We start from the raw sequence: 22,177 nt of genomic DNA on the forward strand, positions 1-22,177 counted from the left end.
AACGTAGCGGGCAGGACCCACGCTTTTGGTTTGCCAAAAAAGCCTCGCAAACCGTGTACTAGGCGGCAATCTGATTTTCTGTCTTCGCCATTGAGGCCGTCCAGCAAGATCCTGACCTTCTGTTCCGCAGAGTACAGTATGCGCGTCGCGCGACGAATGTCTTTTACGACTTTCTCGCCGTGGCTCTGCTTGGTTCCGGGTTTCTGTCTCATCTCCACTTCTTGGTGGCCACGATGTACCAGCAGCGCTATCGCCATTCATCAACTCCGCTAGACAGGAGAAAGGCCCCGGTAGAAATCCCAGGCCGTTTTCTCACATCACCAGCCTAAAATGACCTATTGAAACGTTTAGGTCATGTCACGTGAAACGCCACACAGACTTATTCTGTGGAAGCTTCAGCCACATTTCGAATGACCGCAGCTACGGCACGTCATACATCCTTCGATCATCACCATGTCGAACTGGCCGCAGGACGGGCAAGCTTTGCCACGTGGCGCGTCCATATTGACGACCTGTGCTTGCGGGTCGGATTTGAGGCCCATGCCCTCGCCCTCGAGGAACCCGATATTGATCATGTGCTGTTCGATCACGCCACCAATAGCAGCCAGGATCGACGGGATATACTTACCCTGGACCCAAGCGCCGCCACGTGGGTCGAATACCGCCTTCAGTTCTTCCACAACAAATGACACGTCCCCACCCCGGCGGAACACGGCCGAGATCATGCGGGTCAGTGCAAGTGTCCAGGCATAATGCTCCATGTTCTTCGAGTTGATGAACACTTCGAACGGACGACGGCGGCCACCAATGACGATATCATTGATCGTCAGATAGATCGCGTGCTCGCTGTCGGGCCATTTCAACTTGTAGGTCGAACCTTCCAGAGACTGCGGCCGATCCAACGGTTCGGACATGTAGATCACATCGCCACCGTCAATTTCATGCGGTGCGTTTGCACTTTCTCCCGGCGCTTTGTCTTCACTTTCCGACACGGTCAGGACCGACCCCGTCACGTCGTTCGGACGATAGGTCGTGCACCCTTTACATCCCTGATCCCAAGCCTGCATGTAGACATCCTTGAAGGCGTCAAAGCTGATATCCTCGGGGCAATTGATCGTCTTCGAGATCGAGCTGTCGATCCATTTCTGTGCCGCCGCCTGCATCTTGACATGGTCGGACGGCGACAGCGTCTGAGCGTTGACGAAATAGTCTGGCAGCTCTTTGTCGCCAAACTTATCACGCCACATCTGCACGGCATAGTCCACCACTTCTTCTTCGGTGCGCGAGCCGTCTTTTTGCAGAACCTTACGGGTATAGGCATAGGCAAAGACCGGTTCGACCCCCGACGACACATTGCCTGCGTACAGCGAAATCGTCCCGGTCGGCGCAATTGACGTCAGCAAGGCGTTACGGATGCCGTGTTCGCGGATGGCGTCACGCACATCCTCATCCATCTGCTGCATCGTACCGCTGGCCAGGTATTTCTCGGCGTCAAACAAGGGGAATGCCCCCTTTTCCTTGGCCAAGTCGACCGACGCCAGATAAGCGGCGCGGGCGATCGCTTTCAACCAGCGCTCGGTCTGACGCGCCGCCTCGTCCGAACCATAGCGCAGACCTAGCATCAGCAGAGCATCCGCCAGCCCGGTCACACCCAGCCCGATACGGCGTTTGGCCTGCGCCTCAGCCGCCTGCTCGGGAAGTGGAAATTTCGACGCGTCCACGACGTTGTCCATCATGCGAACGGCTGTTGCGACCAACTCCTGCAGGGCGTCTTCGTCCAGATGGGCTGCGTCCTCGAACGGCTCAGCCACAAGACGGGCCAGGTTGATCGAACCCAACAGACAAGCGCCATAGGGCGGCAACGGCTGCTCGCCACACGGGTTCGTCGCCGCGATGGTTTCAACGTAACTCAGGTTGTTGGCCTTGTTGATCCGATCGATGAAGATCACGCCCGGTTCGGCATAATCATATGTGGCCTGCATGATCTTGTTCCACAGATCACGGGCCTGAACGGTGTGGTAAACCTTGTCGTCAAATACCAAATCCCACGGCCCATCAGCTTTGACGGCCTCCATGAACGGATCGGTCACCAGCACCGACATGTTGAACATGCGCAGACGTGCAGGATCGGATTTGGCGGTGATGAAGTGTTCGATATCCGGATGGTCACATCGCATAGTCGCCATCATCGCACCACGGCGTGAACCTGCGGACATAATCGTACGACACATCGCATCCCACACGTCCATAAAGCTCAGCGGTCCCGAGGCATCCGCGGCCACTCCATGCACATCCGCGCCACGTGGACGGATGGTCGAGAAATCATAGCCGATCCCCCCACCCTGCTGCATGGTCAGGGCTGCCTCTTTCAACATGTCAAAGATACCGCCCATGCTGTCCGGCACCGTGCCCATGACAAAGCAGTTGAACAGCGTCACGCGCCGCGCAGTGCCCGCGCCGGCGGTGATACGGCCCGCAGGCAAGTATTTGAAATCTTCCAGCGCTTCAAAAAACTTTTGCTCCCAATGCGCGGGGTCCTTTTCAACCTGCGCAAGATCGCGAGCGATACGCCGCCAGCTGTCCTCGACCGTTTGGTCAATGGGCGTGCCATCGGCTTTCTTGAAACGGTATTTCATGTCCCAGATCTGCTCGGCGATGGGGGCGGCAAAGCGGCTCATTGGTGATTCCCTGTCTTGAATGAGGTAAACAACCTAGCACCCACTACACCTTGATGAAAGCGAATACCGAGCTACAATATCAAGCAACATCTCGGGACGACTCTGTGGGAAAGCTGTGGATAAGTACGTAAACCTCATAAAACTTTCGGTCGGATCGGAAAGCGTCGATACGCTGATGGCCTGGCAGGACAGCCGCAAGCCGCTCTATGAGGACGGGTGCCCGCGACACGTCACCCGCATGTGGCCCAAACGCGAGGCTGAGATTCTGAACGGCGGATCAATCTATTGGGTGATCAAAGGTGTCGTTCAATGCCGCCAGAAGATCCTGCGCCTAGACGAAGTACGCGGCGAAGATGGTATCCGCCGATGCGCCATCGTGCTGGACCCCGAGGTGCACCGCACACAGAACGCCCTGAAGCGCCCGTTCCAGGGCTGGCGGTACCTTAAACCCGAAGATACGCCCGCCGATCTTCCCAAGGGACGGGCCGAGGATGATTCTCTGCCCGACGATCTGAACCGCGCGCTGGCGGATATTGGTGTGTTGTAATCAGCTCAGCCGATCAAGCAGTTCGGACAGAACCTCTTTTTCACCCGTATCATAGCTGGCAACACGACTGCGCCACAGCGTGGCCTGTGATTGCAGGATCAGGCCGTCCGACAGGATTTTTAGGTGGTTTGCGCGCAATGTCTCACCGGTCGAGGTGATATCGGCTATCGCCTCGGCGGTTTCGTTCATCACGGTGCCTTCGGTTGCGCCTTGACTATCGACCAGAGCGTAATCCGCAACACCCGCATCTGTCAGAAACTCGCGCACCAATCGGTGGTATTTGGTCGCAATGCGCAACCGGTGTCCGTGAGCTTTGCGGAACGCCGCCGCTGCGGCATCCAGATCGTCCAGGGTCTCGACATCGACCCAACAGGCAGGGGCCGCAATAATCAGATCAGCTTTGCCGAAGCCCAGCTCTGAAACTTCTTCGATCTGCTGCTCCCACCGCGGCAGTTTTTCGTGCACCAGATCCGTTCCGGTGACCCCCATATGAATGCGGCCCGCTGCCAGTTCGCGGGGAATTTCCCCGGCGGACAGTAGGATCAGCGAGACTCCGTTGATCCCTTCGACCTTGCCCGCGTATTCCCGATCCGATCCGCTGCGCGACAAGGTGATGCCACGCTTTTCGAACCATGCGAAGGTCTTGTCCATCAACCGACCCTTGGAGGGCACGCCCAGCTTCAGACTCATTGCGCGGCCTCCTCGATTTCGAGCATCAGGTCGGGACGCAATACGCCCCCAACAGCCGGAATTTCCGCCCCATTGCCCAATTGGCGTGTCAGCGCATCGTAACGCCCGCCGGTGGCGATCGGAGGCAAATCGGGGCGGCCTTCGGCATAAAACCCGAAGACAAACCCGTCATAATATTCCATTGACGTGCGCCCATAGGCGGCTTCGAAATCCAGCCGGTTCACATCGACACCACGCGCCTGTAGTGCGGCAATTCTTGCCTCGAGCCTGTCCAGCGCGGGTGTAATCTGAGGCAGGTCGACGGCCACATCCCGCAACTGCTCAAGCGCAAAAGGCATGGTTTCCCGCACCGCTAGCAAGGACTCCAGCCCCGCGAGTTCGTTATCCGAAATCGGTTGCGTCTCACGATCTTCGCGCAAGGCTTCGATACGCGCCTCGATCTCAGCGGCGCGGCGCTTGCCGATCATCGGGACTTCGAACGCCATGGGGTCTGCGGCCTCCAATAGCTTTGTACGGTGGTCCGGCTCGGGCTTGCGCCCGGCGAAACGGTCCAGCAGAACGCGAAAACGGCGCGGACGCCACAGGTGGCGCATCAATGCTACCTTGCGACGTTCCGTAGTGCGCAGGCCCTGAACCGCCGCCGTCAGAATGCCAATATCACCTGTCGCCGCCCGCAGGGGCAAGCCCCGCAGTTGCAGAGCAAACAGCGAAAACACCTCGGCGTCCGCGCCAGCGGGATCTTCGCGGTCAAAGACCTCATAACCGACCTGAATGTACTCATTGGACCGGTCTGGGTCATGTTCCTGCCGGCGAAAGACTTCGCCGGAATAGGTATAGCGTGCGGGTTCTGCCCCGTCTGTCATGTGCATCTGCACGACAGGAAGGGTGAAGTCGGGGCGCAACATCTGCTCGCCGCGCAATGCATCAGACGTCACATAGGCACGGGCACGAATGTCTTCACCGTACAAGTCCAACAGCGTTTCAGCCGGCTGCAGCAAAGGTGTATCCACGACCTGCGCGCCTGCCGCCTCGAACCGGATACGCATCATCGCGGCGCGGGCCTGTATCTGGGAACGGTTGGGCATAGGTCAGTCCTGACTGTCCAGAATTTCGCGCACTTTGGCGACCAGATCACCGCGCGGCACTTCGAACTGGCTGGGGCGCTCTTTCCATTCCTCCAGAGTGGCGCTTTCGGCGATCTTGGCACCCAGGATCAGGTCCTTGATCTGAACGATACTGTTGGCTTTTTCGTCACCCCCTTCGATCACCGCAATCGGAGAGTTCCGCTTGTCCGCATACTTCAGCTGATTGCCGAAGTTCTTGGGGTTGCCCAGATAAACTTCAGCTCGGATGCCGGCATTGCGCAGCTCGGCCACCATCGTCTGATAATCGCCCATCCGGTCGCGATCCATGACGGTGACGACCACAGGACCGGTGGCTTGCGCAGCGATCCGGCCCTTTTCGCGCAGGGCAGCCAACAGGCGGTCGACACCGATGGAGATACCGGTCGCAGGCACTTCCTGCCCAGTGAACCGCTTGACCAGATCGTCATAGCGACCACCGCCCGACACCGATCCAAACTGCCGCTTTCGACCCTTCTCGTCGAAGATTTCAAAGGTCAGCTCGGCCTCGTAGACCGGCCCGGTATAATACCCAAGACCACGGACGACCGACGGATCAATCTCGATCCGATCTGCGCCATATCCACCGGCGTCCAGCAGCGTGCCTATCTGCTCCAATTCGGCGATGCCGTCCGCTCCAATTTTGCTGTTGCCAACGGCGGCGCGAAGATTGGCCAGCGTACCAACCGTATCTGAAGCCTTGGAAGTCAGGAAGGCAATCACAGGCTCGGCTTGATCGTCGCTGAGGCCAACGCCGTCGATGAAAGCGCCGGAGGCATCCAGGCGGCCTTTAGTCAGCAACTCTCGCACGCCCTGCTCGCCCACCTTGTCGAACTTGTCGATAGTGCGCAGGACGTTGTCGCGGGCTGCGGCGTCCTCGCCCAAACCCATCGCCTCGAGCACACCGTTCAGAACCTTCCGGTTGTTTACTCGCACCAGATAATCGCCGCGGGGAATGCCGACCGTCTCCAAAGTATCTGACAGCATCGCGCAAATCTCGGCGTCAGCGGCCATCGAGGCCGTGCCCACCGTATCCGCATCACACTGATAGAACTGACGATACCGCCCCGGCCCCGGCTTTTCGTTCCGCCAGACCGGACCCATCGCATAGCGGCGATAGGGCGTCGGCAGGTCATTGCGGTGCTGCGCATAAACACGGGCCAAAGGCGCGGTCAGGTCGTAACGCAGGGCCATCCAGTCACCCTTGTCGTTCTCGTCAACCTCCTGCCACGCGAACACGCCTTCGTTCGGGCGATCTACGTCGGGCAGGAACTTGCCCAGCGCCTCGACAGTTTCAACCGCACTGCTTTCCAGAGCGTCAAACCCGTAACGATGATAGACGTCCGCAATAGCCCGCAGCATCTCGGTGCGCTGCGTGACTTCCTGGCCGAAATAGTCGCGGAACCCTTTTGGCGTAATGGCCTTGGGGCGGGGCTGTTTCTTTGGCTTGGCCATCGGGGGCGTCCTTCACGGGTCATGTTCCGCGCGCGGTCTATCCCATGCCCCGCATCGGGGCAAGGCGCGCTTTCGCTGGTCATGGGCTGTCGGGATCGCTATGACCGGCTCAGGACACAGGAGCCCCCAATGCAGCATCTGGAAGAACAGATCGCCCATCTGACCCGCACGGTCGAAGAACTGAACACGGTCGTCACCCGCCAGCAGGACGAGATTGATCGCCTGACCCGCCGGGTTGAGATGCTGATGCGCCGCGAAGGTGAACGCGAGCAGGAAGGCTCGGGCGGGATCGTTTTGGGCGACGAACGCCCGCCGCACTATTGAGTGCTCGGCTGATGGCGAATGATGTGAACGGTGACCTCTGCGTCTGGATTTCCACGACGGTGAATGACGGCACCGCAGTTCAAGCAGTGCTCCGTAAGGAGTTTGGGGACTGGCGTTTAAAACAAACTCCAGAACTGGTTGAGTGGTCAAAGAGGATGGTTCAGGAATCGTCTCTAGGCTGGAAGCGCGGGGAAGTCCTAACCAAAGAGCAGGTCGGCGATATTTGGCATTTCGATGCACATCCCGAATATGCCCCGCCTCCGTTCATCAGTGGCGGTGGCTATCCATTGGTTTCTGAGCCTGCCAAGGCTGTTCTTGAGCAATTCGACCTCGGGGAAACGGTTTTTCACTCGCTGACCATGATGGATCCAGGCGAAACCCGTCTGTCAACGCCTGAGCCGTATTATTTGCTGAATGTGGGTAACAAACGCGCCATGGGCAATTATGAAGCGCTTGGCCCGGAAGGTGATATTCGCGCGCCTCTAAATTGCCGAGGTGGTGGGATTAGGTATCTTCCAGTGATCGGGAAAGAAGACCAGTTGGTCGTCATACCAGAGGCGTTGAACGGCCCGGATATCTGGCTGGATCCTAAAGTGCCTTCACTACTGTTCCTGTCCGACCGCCTTGTTGCTGGCCTCAAGGCCGCCGGGATGGAAAAAGGTTGGGCTCTGGTTCGTTGTGCGGTGGGCACGCTTTAGCGCGCCCAAAATCACCGCAGGTCACAACCCCAGCGTCGATTTCACAGCATTATCGACCACTCCGCCCAAAAGCGCATCCTTATCTGCGGCGCATCCTTCCGACAGCGCGGCTATGAAGGCTTCGCGTAGCTGAGCCTTTTCCTCATCCGTGGCCGCATGATCTTCGATATTGATCTGGCGATTATGAAGAGACAGCGCTGTCATCTTTGCAACAACAGTCACGACAAATTCTTCGTCGCCATCCGCCTCTTCAGCAATCGAGGCGCAGGTATAGTGCATGACCGGCAGGGCATCCTGCACCATCTGTTCAGCTGCCTCATCGGCCGTTGCCAGACAAGGAGCCGCCAGAATTGCGGCGCAGGCGAAAATTCTAAGTTTGATAAACTGCATCACAATCACTTCCAGTTATGTCCGATGATGGCACCGGCCACGCCGCCAATCGCTGCACCCTTGCCGTCACCAATCAAGGCCCCGACGCCCGCGCCGATCAGCGCGCCTTCGATGGTTTTCTTTTTCTTCTTGTCGTCCGCCAGCGCAACCGACGCTGAAACCATCGCAAGCGATGCCACCGCTCCAAACAAAACTCTTCTGAAACTGAGACCCGCAATTGTCATATCTACACCCTCCCGCGGTATGACCCAAAGACATCTCTGTTAGGTCAGCCTAGCGGGGTGCTAACTGTCTGGCAACAAAGAGAGGTCAGATCTCTTCGACGGACAGAATACCTTCCAGTGATTTTATCGCACCTTTGATCTGCGGGTTGATTGGAAACTCCGCGCCCAGATCCATTTCGACATCCCCCGGCAGGCTTGGGTCCAACAACAACAGTTGGATCGGCCCGCGCGCCGCGCCTTTGGCCGCAGTTGCCGCATCCTCAAGTACCTTGGCGACGGTTGGAACCGCCTGCACTTCGTCAACAAAGATGCGCAACCCTGTCGCCCCGGCCTCCGCCACCAGTGAATCAGCAGGACCAACCGAGCGGCCCAACAGCTTGAGCTGATCCGCTTCCATTGTTGCTTCGGCGGTAAGCACCACCTGTGCTCCGGTTTCCAGATACTCTCGTGACTTTTCCAGCGTTTCTGAAAACAGCGTCACTTCATATGCACCGGTCGGGTCGGACATCTGGGCAAAGGCGAACCGATTTCCGCGTGCAGACTTACGCTCTTGCCGCCCGGCGACAACACCAGCCATTTTGGCGATAAATGGGCCAGAGCGCGCTTTTTCCGTCACCTCATCCAGCGTCAAAACCTGCTTGCGCCTCAGTGCCGGCATATAGTCATCCAGCGGGTGACCCGACAGATAGAAACCGATGGCTTTGAATTCCTCGCTCAAGCGTTCTGCCGGCAGCCAGTCCGGCGAGGAAGACAGGCGCGGTTCCGGCAAATCATCACCAGCCTCGCCGAAAAGCGACACCTGGTTCGAATTTTTCTGGTCATGGATCGCCGCAGAGTATTGCACCAGCGGATCGAGGCTTTCGAACACGCGGCGGCGGTTCTTGTTAAGCTGATCAAAGGCCCCTGCCCGCGCCAGCATCTCTAGCGGGCGTTTACCGACCTTTTTCAGGTCAACCCGACGGGCAAAGTCGAACAGGTTAACGAACGGCTTATCCCCACGCCCCTCAACCACAAGGTTCATCGCCTCGACACCCACGTTCTTTAGTGCCCCCAACGCGTAGACCAGTTGCCCATCAACCACATCGAATGTCGCCAAAGAGCGGTTCACGCAAGGCGGCACGTACGGCAATTCCAGGCCTTTGCGCACCTCTTCGAAATAGACGGCCAGCTTGTCGGTCAGGTGGATATCGCAGTTCATGACACCTGCCATGAACTCTACCGGGTGGTTCGCCTTCAGCCAGCCCGTCTGATAGCTGACCACCGCATAGGCCGCCGCGTGAGATTTGTTGAAACCGTAGTTGGCGAATTTGTCCAGCAGATTCCAGACCTCGGTCGCCTTGGCCTCATCCACGTCATTCTCGGCGGCGCCCTTGAGGAATTTGGGCCGTTCGGCGTCCATCGCCTCTTGGATTTTCTTACCCATCGCGCGACGCAGCAGATCAGCTCCGCCAAGACTGTAGCCCGCCATTTCCTGAGCGATCTGCATCACCTGTTCCTGATAGACGATGATGCCCTGCGTCTCGTCCAGGATATGGTCAATGGACGGGTGCAGCGTGTCCCGCTCGCTCAGCTTATTCTTGACCTCGCAAAACTTGGGGATGTTCTCCATCGGACCGGGGCGGTAGAGCGCGACGAGGGCAATAATGTCTTCGATGCAGTCCGGTTTCATACGCTTAAGCGCATCCATCATGCCCGAGGATTCCACCTGAAACACTGCCACGGTCTTGGCCGCTGAATACAGCTTGTACGTCGCCTCGTCATCCAGCGGGATGGCGTTGATCTGGTTCTCGGCCCCTTCGGCGGGTTCATACAGTTCTGTGCCGTCGGCAGCGACATGCAGGGGGCGTCCGGACTTGAAGATGATGTCCATCGCGTTCTGGATCACGGTCAGCGTTTTCAGGCCCAGAAAGTCGAACTTCACCAGCCCGGCCTGTTCCACCCATTTCATGTTGAACTGGGTCGCGGGCATGTCCGAGCGCGGATCCTGATAGAGTGGGACCAGCGCATCAAGCGGGCGGTCGCCGATGACCACACCCGCCGCGTGGGTCGACGCGTTCCGCAACAACCCTTCGACCTGTTGGCCGTAGGTCAGCAGGCGCTCCACAACCTCTTCGTTGCGCGCCTCTTCGCGCAGACGCGGTTCGTCCTTCAGCGCCTTTTCGATGGAAACGGGTTTGACGCCTTCCACCGGGATCATCTTGGACAGGCGATCCACTTGCCCATACGGCATCTGCAGAACGCGCCCAATGTCGCGCACGGCGGCCTTCGATAGCAACGCACCAAAGGTGATGATCTGCCCCACCTTGTCGCGGCCGTATTTCTGCTGAACATAACGGATAACTTCTTCCCGGCGATCCATGCAGAAGTCGATATCGAAGTCAGGCATCGACACACGTTCCGGGTTCAGGAACCGTTCGAACAGCAGCGAATAGCGCAGCGGATCAAGGTCAGTAATCGTTAGCGCATAGGCCACCAGAGACCCCGCGCCCGAGCCACGACCTGGCCCCACCGGGATGTCCTGATCCTTGGACCACTGAATAAAATCGGCAACAATCAGGAAGTAGCCGGGGAACCCCATGCCTTCGATGATGTCGAGCTCGAAGTCCAAGCGTTCCTGATATTCCTCTGGCGTTACTGCGTGCGGGATCACTGCCAGACGTTTTTGCAAACCATCATTCGCAATACGGCGCAGTTCGGCGACCTCGTCATCAGCGAATTTCGGCAGGATCGGATCGCGGCGATAGGCCATGAACGCACAGCGCTTGGCAATCTCGACCGTATTCTCAATGGCCTCTGGCAGATCGGCGAACAAGGTCGCCATCTCCTGCTGCGACTTGAAATAGTGCTGCGCGGTCAGGCGGCGGCGGCCTTCTTGCTGATCGACATAGGCCCCCTCCGAGATACAAATCAGCGCATCGTGCGCTTCGTACATATCTGTGGTCGGGAAATAGACGTCATTGGTAGCGACCAGAGGAAGGTTCTTGGCATAGGCCATTTCGACGTGGCCGCGCTCGGTCAGACGTTCCGCCTCTGGCTGACCACCGTCACCCGGATGACGTTGGAGTTCGATATAGAGGCGATCGGGAAACATAGCGGACAATCGATCCACCAAGGCCTCAGCCGCTGGTCGTTGTCCCTGTTGCAACAGCATCCCAACCGGACCATCCGGTCCACCTGACAGGCAGATCAACCCGTCAGATCGGTCCGCAAGTTCTTCCAACGTCACCTGCGGCAACTGCCCGCCCTTGTCCACGTAAAGGCACGAGCTGAGTTTCATCAGGTTCTCATACCCGACCTCGGACTGCGCCAACAGCACAAGCGGCGCGGGCGCTTTGGGCTTTTCTCCCGGCTGCGCCTGAACATAGGTCAGATCGACCTGACAGCCCATGATCGGCTGCACCCCGGCACCGCTGGCGGTGACCGAGAACTCTAACGCCGAGAACATGCTGTTGGTATCCGTCACTGCGACGGCAGGCATCTCCATCTTCTCGCACAGACCCGGCAGTTTTTTCAGCCGCACGGCGCCTTCCAGAAGGGAATATTCGGTGTGAACACGAAGGTGAATGAATCGAGGAGTACTGCTCATGACCGCCACGCTATCTCAGCCGGACGCCCGGCAAAAGCAGGAACCTTGGCTTCGGAACGCCAAAAAGATGCGCGCTGATTATTCGGCTTTTCCAGAAGGTGCTTCGGAGCCCGGTAGTAACCAAAGAGAAAAAGCGCTTTAGTTTCAAACGGGTGATCAATAAATGAACATAACAATCACGCAGCGCCAGTGCTCAATGGTGTATCACATAGGTAGTTTTTCTTGCCAGACAACCTGCGCTGTTTCTAACATCTGAAGGCAAGCTATTCGCCCGCTACTCTTTCTACGTCGCATCGAAGGAGGGCATCCGAGGGCGCAACCGGGTAAGGCGACGGGTTTCTCGTATGAATATCACGTTTCTTCTGAACGGAGAGACAGTGGAACTGGCGGATGTCAATCCGACAGCGACCCTGCTGGACTGGCTGCGCGAGGATCGCGGCCTGACCGGCACCAAGGAAGGCTGCAACGAAGGCGACTGCGGGGCCTGCACCGTCATGGTGACGGATGAAGGTGGCCACAAGGCGCTGAATTCCTGCATCCTGTTTCTGCCGCAACTGCATGGTAAGGCTGTACGCACGGTCGAAGGCGCCAGTGGCCCCAACGGCGAGGCGCACCCTGTCCAGCAGGCGATGGTGGATCTGCACGGCTCGCAATGCGGCTTCTGCACCCCGGGATTCGTCATGTCGATGGTTGCAAGTCACGCCAATGGTGCGACGGACCACGACACGCAACTTGCTGGCAATCTGTGCCGCTGCACCGGCTACGCGCCGATCATTCGCGCGGCTGAAGCCGCCGAGGAAGTCCCCGTGCCGGTTTGGGTGAAAGACAAACCTGTCGCGACGCGGGTAACACCGCGGATGTTGCCGGGGTCTTCGGATGAACTGGCAGAAGTTTATGCCAAACACCCGGATGCTACACTGGTTGCCGGCGCAACCGATGTCGGGCTTTGGGTCACAAAGCAGCTACGCGACCTTGATCCGGTGATTTTCCTAAACCGGTGCGATGATCTGAAAGAGATCACAATTTCGGATAACGAAGTCCGTTTCGGTGCGATGGTCGACATGAACCGCATGGGTGAAGCTCTGGCTGATCAGCATCCATCCTATGCCGAGATGATCCGCCGTTATGCCAGCGTTCAAGTGCGCCATGCGGCCACCGTTGGCGGCAACATCGCCAACGGCTCGCCCATTGGGGACAACCCACCCGCCCTGATCGCTCTGGGTGCTTCGTTGCACTTGCGCAAAGGCGATGAACGCCGTTCGGTCCCGCTGGAAGAATTTTTCCTCGACTACGGCAAACAAGACCGGGCACCCGGAGAATTCGTCGAGGCCGTCAGCTTCCCGCGACAGCAAGACCGTTTGAAAGCTTACAAGCTCAGCAAACGGTTCGATCAGGATATCTCGGCCGTATGTGGGTGCTTCAACATCACCGTGGCGGACGGCATGGTCGCTGATGCGCGTATCGCATTCGGTGGCATGGCTGGCATTCCAAAGCGCGCTTCGCATGTCGAAGCCGCACTGACAGGCAAACCCTGGACAAGCGAGACCGTTCAAGCCGCAATTCCCGCTTTTGACAATGACTTCACCCCAATGACCGACATGCGCGCCTCGGCCACGTACCGGTTGGAGACAGCCAAAGCTATGCTCGAACGGTACTTCCTTGAGGATCACGGCGAAGTAACAAACGTACTGGAGGTGTCAGCATGAGCGTGAACAAACCACTCCCTCACGACGCGGCGCCCCTGCATGTCTCTGGAACTGCGCGTTATGTGGATGACATTCCGACGCCCAAGGGGTCGTTGCATCTGGCCTTTGGTCTCAGCCCGATTGCCAAGGGCACGATCACCTCGATGGATCTGTCTTCTGTGAAAGCGGCTGATGGCGTTGTCATGGTGATGACCGCCGACGACCTGCCCTTTGCCAATGACGTCTCCCCATCCATCCATGACGAGCCGTTGCTGTCGGATGGCACGATCCATTACATCGGCCAACCGGTGTTCCTTGTAGTCGCCACCAGCCATTTGGCGGCACGCAAAGCGGCCCGCTTGGGCAAGATCAACTACGCCGAAGAAACGCCTATCCTGACGGTCGAAGAGGCGCTCGCCGCCGACAGTCGGTTCGAGGACGGCCCGCGCATTTACGCCAAAGGCGATGCAGATGCGGCTATCGCCGGTTCGAAGCATGCCATCGAGGGCAGCTTTGAGCTGGGGGGCCAGGAGCACTTCTATCTTGAAGGTCAGGCCGCTTTGGCCGTGCCCAATGAAGGCGCGGATATGCTGGTGCATAGCTCGACGCAGCACCCGACCGAGATTCAGCACAAGGTTGCGGACGCTCTAGGTGTCCCTATGCACGCGGTTCGGGTTGAAACGCGCCGTATGGGCGGCGGCTTTGGCGGCAAGGAAAGTCAGGGCAACGCTTTGGCTGTCTCGTGCGCTATCGCAGCACGTGCGACCGGCAAGGCCTGCAAGATGCGCTATGACCGCGACGATGACATGATCATCACCGGCAAGCGGCACGCATTCCGAATTGCTTACAAGGCCGGGTTTGATGAGAACGGCCATATTCAGGGCGTATCCTTCCTGCACCATGCCATTTGCGGCTGGGCGCAGGACCTGTCTCTGCCCGTCGCCGACCGTGCGATGCTGCATTCGGACAACGCCTATCTATTGCCCAATGCCCGGATCGAGAGCCACCGGTTGAAGACCAATACTCAATCGGCCACCGCCTATCGCGGATTTGGTGGTCCGCAGGGTATGGTCGGGATCGAACGTGTGATGGATCATGCCGCACATGAACTGGGCATAGACCCGGTCGAACTGCGTCGCAGGAACTACTATGAACCCGCGCACGTGGTTGCCGATCCTGTACTTGCGGAAAAGCCGCTGGGGCACGTCGACCCACATGAAGACCTGACCAGCCGCGGTGCGGTTGAGACGGGTGATGCGCCGGTGCGCCCCCTGCCCGCCGGTGGCAACACCACGCCGTACGGGATGGAGGTCAGTGACTTCGAACTGCACGGTATGACCGCCAAGTTGCTACAATCCAGCGACTACACCGCACGCAAGGCTGCCATTGAGAAGTGGAACGCCGAGAACAGTGTGATCAAGAAAGGCATCGCTTTTTCTCCGGTCAAGTTCGGTATTTCCTTCACGCTGACCCACCTGAACCAGGCGGGTGCGCTGGTGCACGTATATCAGGACGGCTCGGTCCACCTGAACCACGGAGGCACCGAGATGGGTCAGGGCTTGTTCCAAAAAGTCGCGCAGGTGGCTGCCTCTCGCTTTGGCATTCCGTTGGAGATGGTGAAAATCACCGCGACAGACACAGCCAAAGTGCCGAATACTTCGGCTACGGCCGCCTCTTCGGGCAGTGATTTGAACGGCATGGCGGTCAAAGCGGCCTGCGACACGATCCGCGACCGGATGGCCGACTATCTGGCGCATCGACATCAGGCCGATCCTTCGACGGTGACATTCTCGGACGGCCATGTCTCGGTCGGCGAAGAACGCTATACGTTCTCAGAAGCTGCGGCACTGGTCTATCAGGGCCGGGTCAGCCTGTCGGCAACCGGGTTCTACAAAACACCTAAGATCGAATGGGATCGGATCAAAGGCCGAGGCCGTCCGTTTTTCTACTTTGCCTATGGTGCGTCTATCACCGAAGTCGCCGTCGACACACTGACCGGCGAAAACCGCATTCTGCGTACCGATATCCTCCATGACGCAGGCGCATCATTGAACCCGGCTCTGGATATCGGCCAGGTCGAAGGTGCCTACGTGCAAGGTGCCGGTTGGTTGACTACGGAAGAACTGGTCTGGGATGGCAAGGGCAACCTGCGCACACATGCGCCATCCACCTACAAGATTCCGGCCTGTTCTGACCGGCCAGACGTTTTCAACGTCGCGCTGTGGGACGGTGAAAACCGCGAAGACACAATCTATCGCTCAAAGGCGGTCGGAGAGCCGCCGTTCATGCTGGGCATCTCCGCGTGGCTTGCCCTGTCGAATGCAGTGGCGGCCTGCGGGGACAGCTATCCGGCACTGGATGCGCCCGCCACGGCTGAGGAAATCTGGAAGGGTGTCCAGCGGGTAAAGGGAGGAACCTGATGGGATTTGACCTGGAGGCTTTGAGGGAGGCGGTCAAAACCCATGGGCGTGTGGCTCGGGTTGTCATCGCCGGAATTAAGGGATCGTCCCCCCGTGAAGTTGGCGCTGCAATGCTTGTCTGGGAGGATGGGCAAAGCGGCACGATTGGCGGAGGCACATTGGAGTATCAGGCGGCCGAGGCCGCGCGGACTCAGGTCGCAACTGCACGCCAAACTCATCACGCGCTCGGCCCCGATATGGGCCAGTGCTGCGGCGGTGCGGTAACCCTGCTGAGTGAAATCTATGACCAAAAAGCCGTCGACCGGTTAGATGATGCAGTTATTGCGCGATCGGCTTCCGGTGGTGAGATGCCACTGACGGTTAAGCGCCTGTTGTCGCAGGCCCGCGGTCAGGGCCTCGTGCCCGAGCCGCAGCTCATTGACGGTTGGATGGTCGAACCGGTTCATAAACCGACACGCAATCTGTGGATATGGGGCGCCGGTCACGTTGGCCGCGCATTGGTCGATGTTCTGTCGCCTTTGCCGGACCTGTCGATCACATGGGTCGATACCGGACCGGAGCGATTTCCGGATGACGTGCAAAAAGGCGTGACCACGGTTCCGGCCAGAAAACCGGCCGAGCTGGTTCGCCATGCGCCGCGGGATGCCGAGCATCTTGTGCTTACTTATTCACACAATTTGGATCTGGAACTGTGCAATCGCTTGCTTTTGCACGATTTCCGCTTTGCCGGACTAATCGGCTCGGCTACGAAATGGGCGCGGTTCCGGTCTCGGCTGGCTGCTTTGGGACATGCGCCCGAGCGGATTGGCCGGATCACCTGCCCAATCGGGGATCCAGCCTTGGGCAAACACCCACAGATGATCGCGGTCGGTGTCGCGGCGCAAATCTTGCGCCCTGCCCGGCAGACTGAAATAAAGAAGGACCTGAGCGCGTGACCACTCCACTTCTAAGCTTACAAGGGCTGACCAAAGCCTATCCCGGCGTCGTGGCCAATGATCAGGTGTCCTTTGACATCGGTGAGGGCGAGGTTCACGCCTTGCTGGGCGAAAACGGTGCTGGAAAATCCACTCTGGTGAAAATGATCTACGGCCTGGTGAAGCCAGACAGCGGCACCATGCTGCTGCGCGGCCAACCCTTTGCGCCGCCCGAACCACGGGCCGCTCGGGCCGACGGGATTGCGATGGTGTTCCAGCACTTCTCGCTGTTCGACGCGCTGAACGTGGCCGAGAACATTGCCTTGGGGATGGAGAACCCGCCAGCCATGGGCGATCTGGCTGCGCGTATCCGCGAAGTATCGGAAACCTACGGTCTGCCGCTGGATCCCTATCGCACCGTTGGCGATCTGTCCGCCGGAGAACGTCAGCGAGTCGAAATCATTCGCTGCCTTTTGCAGGATCCAAAGCTGCTGATCATGGACGAGCCGACCTCGGTCCTGACGCCACAGGAAGTCGATATCCTGTTTGAAACGCTGAATAAATTGCGGTCCGAGGGCACATCCATCCTGTATATCTCGCACAAGCTGGAAGAAATCCGCACGCTTTGCGACCACGCCACGATCTTGCGTCTGGGCAAAAATGTGGGCGAATGTGTTCCGTCTGAAACATCGGCTCGGGATATGGCCGAGATGATGGTGGGTTCCACCCTGCAAACACCCGAACGTTCTGGGCGTGAATTTGGTGAGGTTGCCCTGGATGTCAGCGGATTATCGGTTCCATCACCATCCGAGTTCGGAACAGCGTTGAAGAATGTCCACTTGACCGTCCGCAAGGGCGAGGTTCTGGGCGTCGGAGGTGTCGCGGGCAACGGACAAGACGAATTGCTGGGCGTTCTGTCGGGCGAGATCATCACAGCGCCGGACGCAATCAAGTTCAACGGCCAGCCGATCGGCAAACTGGGACCGACCGCGCGCCGCAAACTGGGCGTTCTGACAGCGCCCGAGGAACGTTTGGGCCACGCCGCTGCACCTGACATGAGCCTGACTGAAAACGCCTTGCTGACCGGCTCGGTCCGTGAAGGGCTTGAAAACAACGGGTTCCTCAAGTGGGCCGAAACCAAAAGCTTTGCCGAAAAAATCATCAGTGCCTTTGACGTTCGCACGCCCGGGCCTGAAAACGCCGCGCGATCACTGTCAGGGGGCAACCTGCAGAAATTCGTCATTGGACGCGAGGTCCTGCAAAACCCCGACGTGCTGGTCGTGAACCAACCGACTTGGGGTGTGGATGCGGCCGCTGCGGCGTCGATCCGCCAGGCCATTTTGGATTTGGCAGCAAAAGGCACCGCGGTCATCTGCATATCTCAGGATCTGGATGAGCTGATGGAGATATCAGACAGCTTTGCAGCGCTCAATGAGGGGCGGCTCAGCGCTCCGCGCACGACCACAGGCCTGACGGTCGACGAAATCGGCCTGATGATGGGTGGCGCGCATGGCATGGAGGTGGCCCATGTCTAAGACATTTCAAAAAAGAAGTGAAAACAGGGGGATGAGCGGATGATTGTGTTGGAGAAACGGCCTCAGCCGTCCAAGGCGTGGTCCTATGCCACTCCGTTGGTTGCGGTGCTGGCCACGATGATTTTCGGGGGCATCCTGTTCGCTATTTTGGGCAAGAACCCAATTCAAGCCATCGGCACCATCTTTTGGGAGCCTTTGTTCGGTGAATTCGCTTTCTACTATCGCCCGCAGTTGTTGGTGAAAGGCGCGCCGCTGGTCCTGATCGCGATTGGCCTGTCCTTGGGTTTCCGTGCCGGTATCTGGAATATCGGGGCCGAGGGCCAATACATTATGGGTGCCATCTTTGGCGCGGGTGCTGGTCTGGCCTTTTATCCGCTGGATGCCTGGTATGTCTTTCCGATCATGGTGATTGCCGGTGCGTTTGGCGGCTGGATATGGGCGATGATCCCGGCCTTCCTGAAGGTGCGATTTGGTACCAATGAAATCCTTGTCTCGCTGATGCTGGTTTATGTGGCCGAACAGTTCCTGGCCTCAGTGTCGCTGGGTTTGCTGAAAAACCCTGAAGGCCACGGCTTTCCCGGATCACGCAATTTGCAATCTTACGAAAGCGCTCATAACGCCGAGCTGATTGCAGGATCAGGTATGCACCTGGGCGTTGTTGCGGCATTTGTCGCGGTGATCTTTGCCTATGTTCTGCTGAACCGGCACATGCTGGGCTTTCACATTCGCCTGACCGGAGAAGCACCCCGCGCGGCAAAGTTCGCCGGTGTAAACCCCGCACGGTTGATCCTGTTTTGCCTGGGTTTGGCTGGTGCTTTGGCCGGATTGGCGGGCATGTTCGAAGTGTCCGGTCCCGCCGGCGTGGTCAGCATCGACTTTAATGTGGGCTATGGCTTTACCGCGATTATCGTGGCCTTTCTGGGCCGCCTGCACCCTCTGGGCATCTTGCTGGCCGGTGGCCTGATGGCACTGACCTATATCGGCGGTGAGATTGCACAGTCTCAGCTGGGCTTGCCTGCGGCCGCCATTCAGGTGTTTCAGGGAATGTTGCTGTTCTTCCTGCTCGCCTTCGACCTTTTGACCAACTACCGCATTCGTGCGGCCCGTAGCGAGGTAGCCTGAACCATGGACCTTTCAGCAATCAACCCAGTCCTTCTGGTGGCATCACTTATGGTCGCTGCAACCCCCTTGCTGCTGGCCGCGATCGGAGAGCTGGTCGTAGAGAAAGCCGGTGTTCTGAACCTCGGCGTTGAAGGCATGATGATCGTTGGCGCAATCAGCGGTTTCGCGATCTCGGTCGAAACCGGGTCGCCCTGGCTGGGCTTTATCGCGGCTGCCATTGGCGGCGCGGTGCTGTCGCTCCTGTTTGTCCTGCTGACACAGGTCGCGCTTGCCAACCAGGTCGCCAGTGGCCTTGCCTTGACGCTGTTTGGCCTCGGTTTCAGCGCTCTGCTTGGGCAAAGTTATGTGGGTATCAAGCCGCCCAGCATGGGGGACATCCACATCCCACTGATCAGCGACATTCCGGTGATCGGTCCGATCCTGTTCCAGCATGACCCGATCCTTTATGTCGGTATTGCTCTGACCGCGGCCGTCTGGGCCACGTTGAAATACACCCGCGTTGGCCTGATCTTGCGGGCCGTGGGTGAAAACCACGATGCCGCGCACGCGCTGGGCTACAAGGTCATCAAGATCCGTATCATGGCGATCCTGTTTGGTGGCGCCTGCGCGGGCCTTGGTGGAGCCTATATCAGCCTGATCCGCGTCCCGCAGTGGACCGAGGGCATGACCGCCGGTGTTGGCTGGATCGCTCTTGCGCTGGTGGTCTTTGCCAGCTGGAAGCCATGGCGCGCATTGCTGGGTGCGTATTTGTTTGGCGGAATCACAGTGTTGCAGCTAAATCTGCAGGCCGCGGGCGTTGCCATTCCGGTCGAGTATCTGGCAATGTCGCCCTACATCATCACGATCCTTGTGCTTGTGATCCTATCGGCCGACAAGAGCAGCGCACCTGCCTCACTGGGCCGCACCTTCCACGCCTCGCACTAGACGGGGCCAATTGAACCAACTTGGGGAGTAACCACATGAAATTCACTTCACTTCTGACAAGCGCCGCAGTGGCGCTGGGTCTGGCCACGGGGGCCATGGCCGAAGACAAGACCAAGGTCGGCTTCGTCTATGTCGGCCCCGTCGGCGACGGCGGCTGGACCTATGAACACAACAAAGGCCGACTGGCCGTCGAAGAGCACTTTGGTGACAAGGTCGAGACCGTGTTCGTTGAATCCGTTCCCGAAGGCCCGGACGCTGAACGTGTGATGACCCAGATGGCGCTGGAAGGTGCCGACCTGATCTTTACCACTTCGTTCGGCTATATGGACCCGACCATCAACGTGGCCAAGAAATTCCCGAACGTGAAGTTCGAGCACGCGACCGGCTACAAGACTGCCGACAACGTGTCCGTCTATTCAGCCCGCTTCTATGAAGGTCGTGCCGTTCAGGGCCACATCGCTGGTAAAATGACCGAGTCGAACATCATCGGTTACATCGGCTCGTACCCGATCCCCGAAGTGATCCGCGGCATCAACTCGGCCTATATCCACGCCAAAAAGGTAAACCCGGATGTCGAGTTCAAAATCGTATGGGCCTACACTTGGTTCGACCCTGCAAAGGAGGCCGATGCGGCCACCGTGCTGATTGAACAGGGTGCAGACGTCATCCTGCAGCACACCGACTCGACCGCGCCGCAGGCAGCCGCGCAAGAGGCAGGCAATGTGATCACCTTTGGTCAGGCCTCAGACATGAGCGAATACGCCCCCAAGCCGCGCGTATCCTCGATCATCGACAACTGGGCGCCCTACTACATCGCGCGCACCCAGGCCGTTATGGACGGGTCGTGGGAAACCGTGAACACATGGGACGGCATCAAGGAAGGCATGGTTGAGATCGGTGAGATTTCCGACGCCGTACCCGCCGACATCAAAGAAGAGGCACTGGCGATGAAAGCTGCCATGGCAGCAGGTGAATATCACCCCTTCACGGGCCCGATCAAAAAGCAGGACGGCAGCGACTGGCTGGCCGAGGGCGAAACTGCTGATGACGGTACGCTGGCGGGCATGAACTTCTATGTCGAAGGTCTGGAAGGCGAAATTCCGCAGTAAAGTTCAGTGCATCAAATCTGGAAAGGCCCGTAGAAATTGCGGGCCTTTTTTTGTGCATCCCTTGCGGGGCATATCTGATCAGCGTCGAAACCTGACCTTATACCTCTTTCAAAGCTCGGCGCAGTAGTGTCTTGCATCGCGCCGAAAGATAAGGGGAAACAGCTTCACCCCCAAGTCCGCGCCGTTTTAGGAAAACGGCCAGCGCATAGGCCCGAGAGGGCTGGGTCATATAGCCAAACCATCCGGCATCATCCGCTGCCTGCAACTGAAAAACCCCAAAGCCAGCGATGATACAACCGAGGTCTGTTGCCAGTTCATGCGCCTCGTATCCACCCGGAACATCATCCTCCAAACCTGCCAGACGCGCATGCATCAACTCGTGCGCGATGAGGTTGATGAATTGAAGCGGGCGGTGCATGATCTCCGGATCGTACCGAATGACTGACACACCATCGAATTTTTGGTGGGTTCCGGCCACAGCATCCAGCGACTGATAGTTATGGCGATACTCTGCAGGCAGCACATCTAAGGCCATCAACTCAACCGGTTGATCAAATGCCATATGTCTTTTGATGTTATCCAGAACCAGTTTCGCCGTGTTTTCGTCCGTACCACTCGGTGCGGTGAAGAATTCTTTTGTCGGGACGATTGGCATCGCCGGAGGTTCGAAGGTTTCGTCAAACCATTCGAAACACTCCAATATCCAACTGCTCAGATCCTCTGAGATGAGTGCCCGCGACCAAAACATGTCGTGA

The 22,177-nt window shown here is 58.3% G+C and carries 19 protein-coding genes and 1 pseudogene; 11 read left to right on the forward strand and 9 right to left on the reverse strand.

Annotated elements, in window-relative coordinates; translation table 11 throughout:
- Positions 1-62: 62 nt before the first annotated feature.
- Positions 63-212 (reverse strand): annotated as a pseudogene (locus tag GOW16_RS23140) (IS3 family transposase); the annotation flags it as partial.
- A gap of 183 nt (positions 213-395) precedes the next feature.
- Positions 396-2,678, reverse strand: coding sequence for an adenosylcobalamin-dependent ribonucleoside-diphosphate reductase (locus tag GOW16_RS02315; protein WP_170409825.1), 2,283 nt, complete (start codon positions 2,676-2,678; stop codon positions 396-398).
- A 115-nt stretch (positions 2,679-2,793) separates the two neighbouring features.
- On the opposite strand from GOW16_RS02315, the gene GOW16_RS02320 reads away from it, so the two are divergent.
- On the forward strand, positions 2,794-3,225 hold the full coding sequence (locus tag GOW16_RS02320; protein WP_170409827.1) for a DUF1489 family protein: 432 nt from the start codon (positions 2,794-2,796) through the stop codon (positions 3,223-3,225).
- Here the strand turns inward: GOW16_RS02320 and hisG are convergent, their stop codons facing one another.
- The 3 genes from hisG to hisS are packed head-to-tail and all read right to left on the reverse strand — an operon-like array spanning position 3,226 to position 6,491.
- Complete coding sequence (hisG, locus tag GOW16_RS02325; protein ID WP_170409828.1) at positions 3,226-3,915, reverse strand: ATP phosphoribosyltransferase; 690 nt, start codon at positions 3,913-3,915, stop codon at positions 3,226-3,228.
- A complete protein-coding gene (locus tag GOW16_RS02330) occupies positions 3,912-5,000 on the reverse strand; it encodes an ATP phosphoribosyltransferase regulatory subunit (RefSeq protein ID WP_170409829.1) in 1,089 nt (362 codons plus the stop codon). Before GOW16_RS02330 ends, hisG begins: the two co-directional genes overlap by 4 nt.
- 3 nt (positions 5,001-5,003) lie before the next feature.
- Positions 5,004-6,491, reverse strand: coding sequence for a histidine--tRNA ligase (gene hisS, locus GOW16_RS02335; protein ID WP_170409830.1), 1,488 nt, complete (start codon positions 6,489-6,491; stop codon positions 5,004-5,006).
- A 129-nt stretch (positions 6,492-6,620) separates the two neighbouring features.
- Here hisS and GOW16_RS02340 point away from each other — a divergent pair, with 129 nt between their 5' ends.
- Positions 6,621-6,815 (forward strand): SlyX family protein, encoded by a 195-nt coding sequence (locus GOW16_RS02340; protein ID WP_170409831.1) that lies wholly within the window; start codon positions 6,621-6,623, stop codon positions 6,813-6,815.
- A 59-nt stretch (positions 6,816-6,874) separates the two neighbouring features.
- Positions 6,875-7,513: an imm11 family protein gene (locus GOW16_RS02345; RefSeq protein WP_170409832.1), complete on the forward strand. Its 639-nt coding sequence runs from the start codon at positions 6,875-6,877 to the stop codon at positions 7,511-7,513.
- A 21-nt stretch (positions 7,514-7,534) separates the two neighbouring features.
- On the opposite strand, the gene GOW16_RS02350 is transcribed toward GOW16_RS02345, so the two are convergent.
- The 3 genes from GOW16_RS02350 to dnaE form a co-directional block, all read right to left on the reverse strand.
- On the reverse strand, positions 7,535-7,903 hold the full coding sequence (locus GOW16_RS02350; RefSeq protein ID WP_254429660.1) for a hypothetical protein: 369 nt from the start codon (positions 7,901-7,903) through the stop codon (positions 7,535-7,537).
- Between the two features lie 5 nt (positions 7,904-7,908).
- Positions 7,909-8,127 carry a YMGG-like glycine zipper-containing protein gene (locus tag GOW16_RS02355; protein ID WP_170409833.1) on the reverse strand — a complete coding sequence of 73 codons (219 nt, stop codon included), beginning with the start codon at positions 8,125-8,127 and terminating at the stop codon, positions 7,909-7,911.
- Between the two features lie 85 nt (positions 8,128-8,212).
- Positions 8,213-11,713 carry a DNA polymerase III subunit alpha gene (dnaE, locus tag GOW16_RS02360; RefSeq protein WP_170409834.1) on the reverse strand — a complete coding sequence of 1,167 codons (3,501 nt, stop codon included), beginning with the start codon at positions 11,711-11,713 and terminating at the stop codon, positions 8,213-8,215.
- On the opposite strand from dnaE, the gene GOW16_RS02365 reads away from it, so the two are divergent.
- From GOW16_RS02365 to GOW16_RS02400, 8 genes are all read left to right on the forward strand, one after another.
- Entirely contained in the window at positions 11,712-11,855 is a 144-nt protein-coding gene (locus tag GOW16_RS02365) for a hypothetical protein (protein ID WP_170409836.1), read from the forward strand. The genes dnaE and GOW16_RS02365 overlap by 2 nt on opposite strands.
- Positions 11,856-12,057: 202 nt before the next feature.
- Positions 12,058-13,419: a xanthine dehydrogenase small subunit gene (gene xdhA / locus GOW16_RS02370; RefSeq protein ID WP_170409838.1), complete on the forward strand. Its 1,362-nt coding sequence runs from the start codon at positions 12,058-12,060 to the stop codon at positions 13,417-13,419.
- Positions 13,416-15,818, forward strand: coding sequence for a xanthine dehydrogenase molybdopterin binding subunit (xdhB, locus tag GOW16_RS02375; protein ID WP_170409840.1), 2,403 nt, complete (start codon positions 13,416-13,418; stop codon positions 15,816-15,818). The genes xdhA and xdhB overlap by 4 nt, the downstream gene beginning before the upstream one ends.
- Positions 15,818-16,753 carry a xanthine dehydrogenase accessory protein XdhC gene (gene xdhC, locus GOW16_RS02380; RefSeq protein ID WP_170409841.1) on the forward strand — a complete coding sequence of 312 codons (936 nt, stop codon included), beginning with the start codon at positions 15,818-15,820 and terminating at the stop codon, positions 16,751-16,753. The genes xdhB and xdhC overlap by 1 nt, the downstream gene beginning before the upstream one ends.
- Complete coding sequence (locus tag GOW16_RS02385) at positions 16,750-18,267, forward strand: ABC transporter ATP-binding protein (protein WP_170409843.1); 1,518 nt, start codon at positions 16,750-16,752, stop codon at positions 18,265-18,267. Before xdhC ends, GOW16_RS02385 begins: the two co-directional genes overlap by 4 nt.
- Positions 18,268-18,306: 39 nt before the next feature.
- The gene (locus tag GOW16_RS02390) at positions 18,307-19,389 is read left to right on the forward strand and encodes an ABC transporter permease (protein ID WP_170409845.1); all 1,083 of its coding nucleotides are present in this window, start codon (positions 18,307-18,309) and stop codon (positions 19,387-19,389) included.
- A 3-nt stretch (positions 19,390-19,392) separates the two neighbouring features.
- Positions 19,393-20,313, forward strand: coding sequence for an ABC transporter permease (locus GOW16_RS02395; protein ID WP_170409847.1), 921 nt, complete (start codon positions 19,393-19,395; stop codon positions 20,311-20,313).
- Between the two features lie 35 nt (positions 20,314-20,348).
- Positions 20,349-21,422, forward strand: coding sequence for a BMP family ABC transporter substrate-binding protein (locus GOW16_RS02400; protein WP_170409848.1), 1,074 nt, complete (start codon positions 20,349-20,351; stop codon positions 21,420-21,422).
- A 97-nt stretch (positions 21,423-21,519) separates the two neighbouring features.
- Here the strand turns inward: GOW16_RS02400 and GOW16_RS02405 are convergent, their stop codons facing one another.
- Positions 21,520-22,170: a hypothetical protein gene (locus GOW16_RS02405; RefSeq protein WP_170409850.1), complete on the reverse strand. Its 651-nt coding sequence runs from the start codon at positions 22,168-22,170 to the stop codon at positions 21,520-21,522.
- Positions 22,171-22,177: the final 7 nt, after the last annotated feature.

Source organism: Ruegeria atlantica, from assembly GCF_013033965.1.
Taxonomy (GTDB): domain Bacteria; phylum Pseudomonadota; class Alphaproteobacteria; order Rhodobacterales; family Rhodobacteraceae; genus Ruegeria; species Ruegeria atlantica_D.

What these genes read in the sequence shown, in the direction of transcription:
- GOW16_RS02315 (WP_170409825.1), bottom strand. Translation starts at nt 2,678, where the DNA reads ATGAGCCGCTTTGCCGCCCCCATCGCCGAGCAGATCTGGGACATGAAA.
- hisG (WP_170409828.1), bottom strand. Translation starts at nt 3,915, where the DNA reads ATGAGTCTGAAGCTGGGCGTGCCCTCCAAGGGTCGGTTGATGGACAAG.
- GOW16_RS02330 (WP_170409829.1), bottom strand. Translation starts at nt 5,000, where the DNA reads ATGCCCAACCGTTCCCAGATACAGGCCCGCGCCGCGATGATGCGTATC.
- hisS (WP_170409830.1), bottom strand. Translation starts at nt 6,491, where the DNA reads ATGGCCAAGCCAAAGAAACAGCCCCGCCCCAAGGCCATTACGCCAAAA.
- GOW16_RS02340 (WP_170409831.1), top strand. Translation starts at nt 6,621, where the DNA reads ATGCAGCATCTGGAAGAACAGATCGCCCATCTGACCCGCACGGTCGAA.
- GOW16_RS02350 (WP_254429660.1), bottom strand. Translation starts at nt 7,903, where the DNA reads ATGCAGTTTATCAAACTTAGAATTTTCGCCTGCGCCGCAATTCTGGCG.
- GOW16_RS02355 (WP_170409833.1), bottom strand. Translation starts at nt 8,127, where the DNA reads ATGACAATTGCGGGTCTCAGTTTCAGAAGAGTTTTGTTTGGAGCGGTG.
- GOW16_RS02365 (WP_170409836.1), top strand. Translation starts at nt 11,712, where the DNA reads ATGACCGCCACGCTATCTCAGCCGGACGCCCGGCAAAAGCAGGAACCT.
- dnaE (WP_170409834.1), bottom strand. Translation starts at nt 11,713, where the DNA reads ATGAGCAGTACTCCTCGATTCATTCACCTTCGTGTTCACACCGAATAT.
- xdhA (WP_170409838.1), top strand. Translation starts at nt 12,058, where the DNA reads ATGAATATCACGTTTCTTCTGAACGGAGAGACAGTGGAACTGGCGGAT.
- xdhB (WP_170409840.1), top strand. Translation starts at nt 13,416, where the DNA reads ATGAGCGTGAACAAACCACTCCCTCACGACGCGGCGCCCCTGCATGTC.
- xdhC (WP_170409841.1), top strand. Translation starts at nt 15,818, where the DNA reads ATGGGATTTGACCTGGAGGCTTTGAGGGAGGCGGTCAAAACCCATGGG.
- GOW16_RS02390 (WP_170409845.1), top strand. Translation starts at nt 18,307, where the DNA reads ATGATTGTGTTGGAGAAACGGCCTCAGCCGTCCAAGGCGTGGTCCTAT.
- GOW16_RS02395 (WP_170409847.1), top strand. Translation starts at nt 19,393, where the DNA reads ATGGACCTTTCAGCAATCAACCCAGTCCTTCTGGTGGCATCACTTATG.
- GOW16_RS02400 (WP_170409848.1), top strand. Translation starts at nt 20,349, where the DNA reads ATGAAATTCACTTCACTTCTGACAAGCGCCGCAGTGGCGCTGGGTCTG.
- GOW16_RS02405 (WP_170409850.1), bottom strand. Translation starts at nt 22,170, where the DNA reads ATGTTTTGGTCGCGGGCACTCATCTCAGAGGATCTGAGCAGTTGGATA.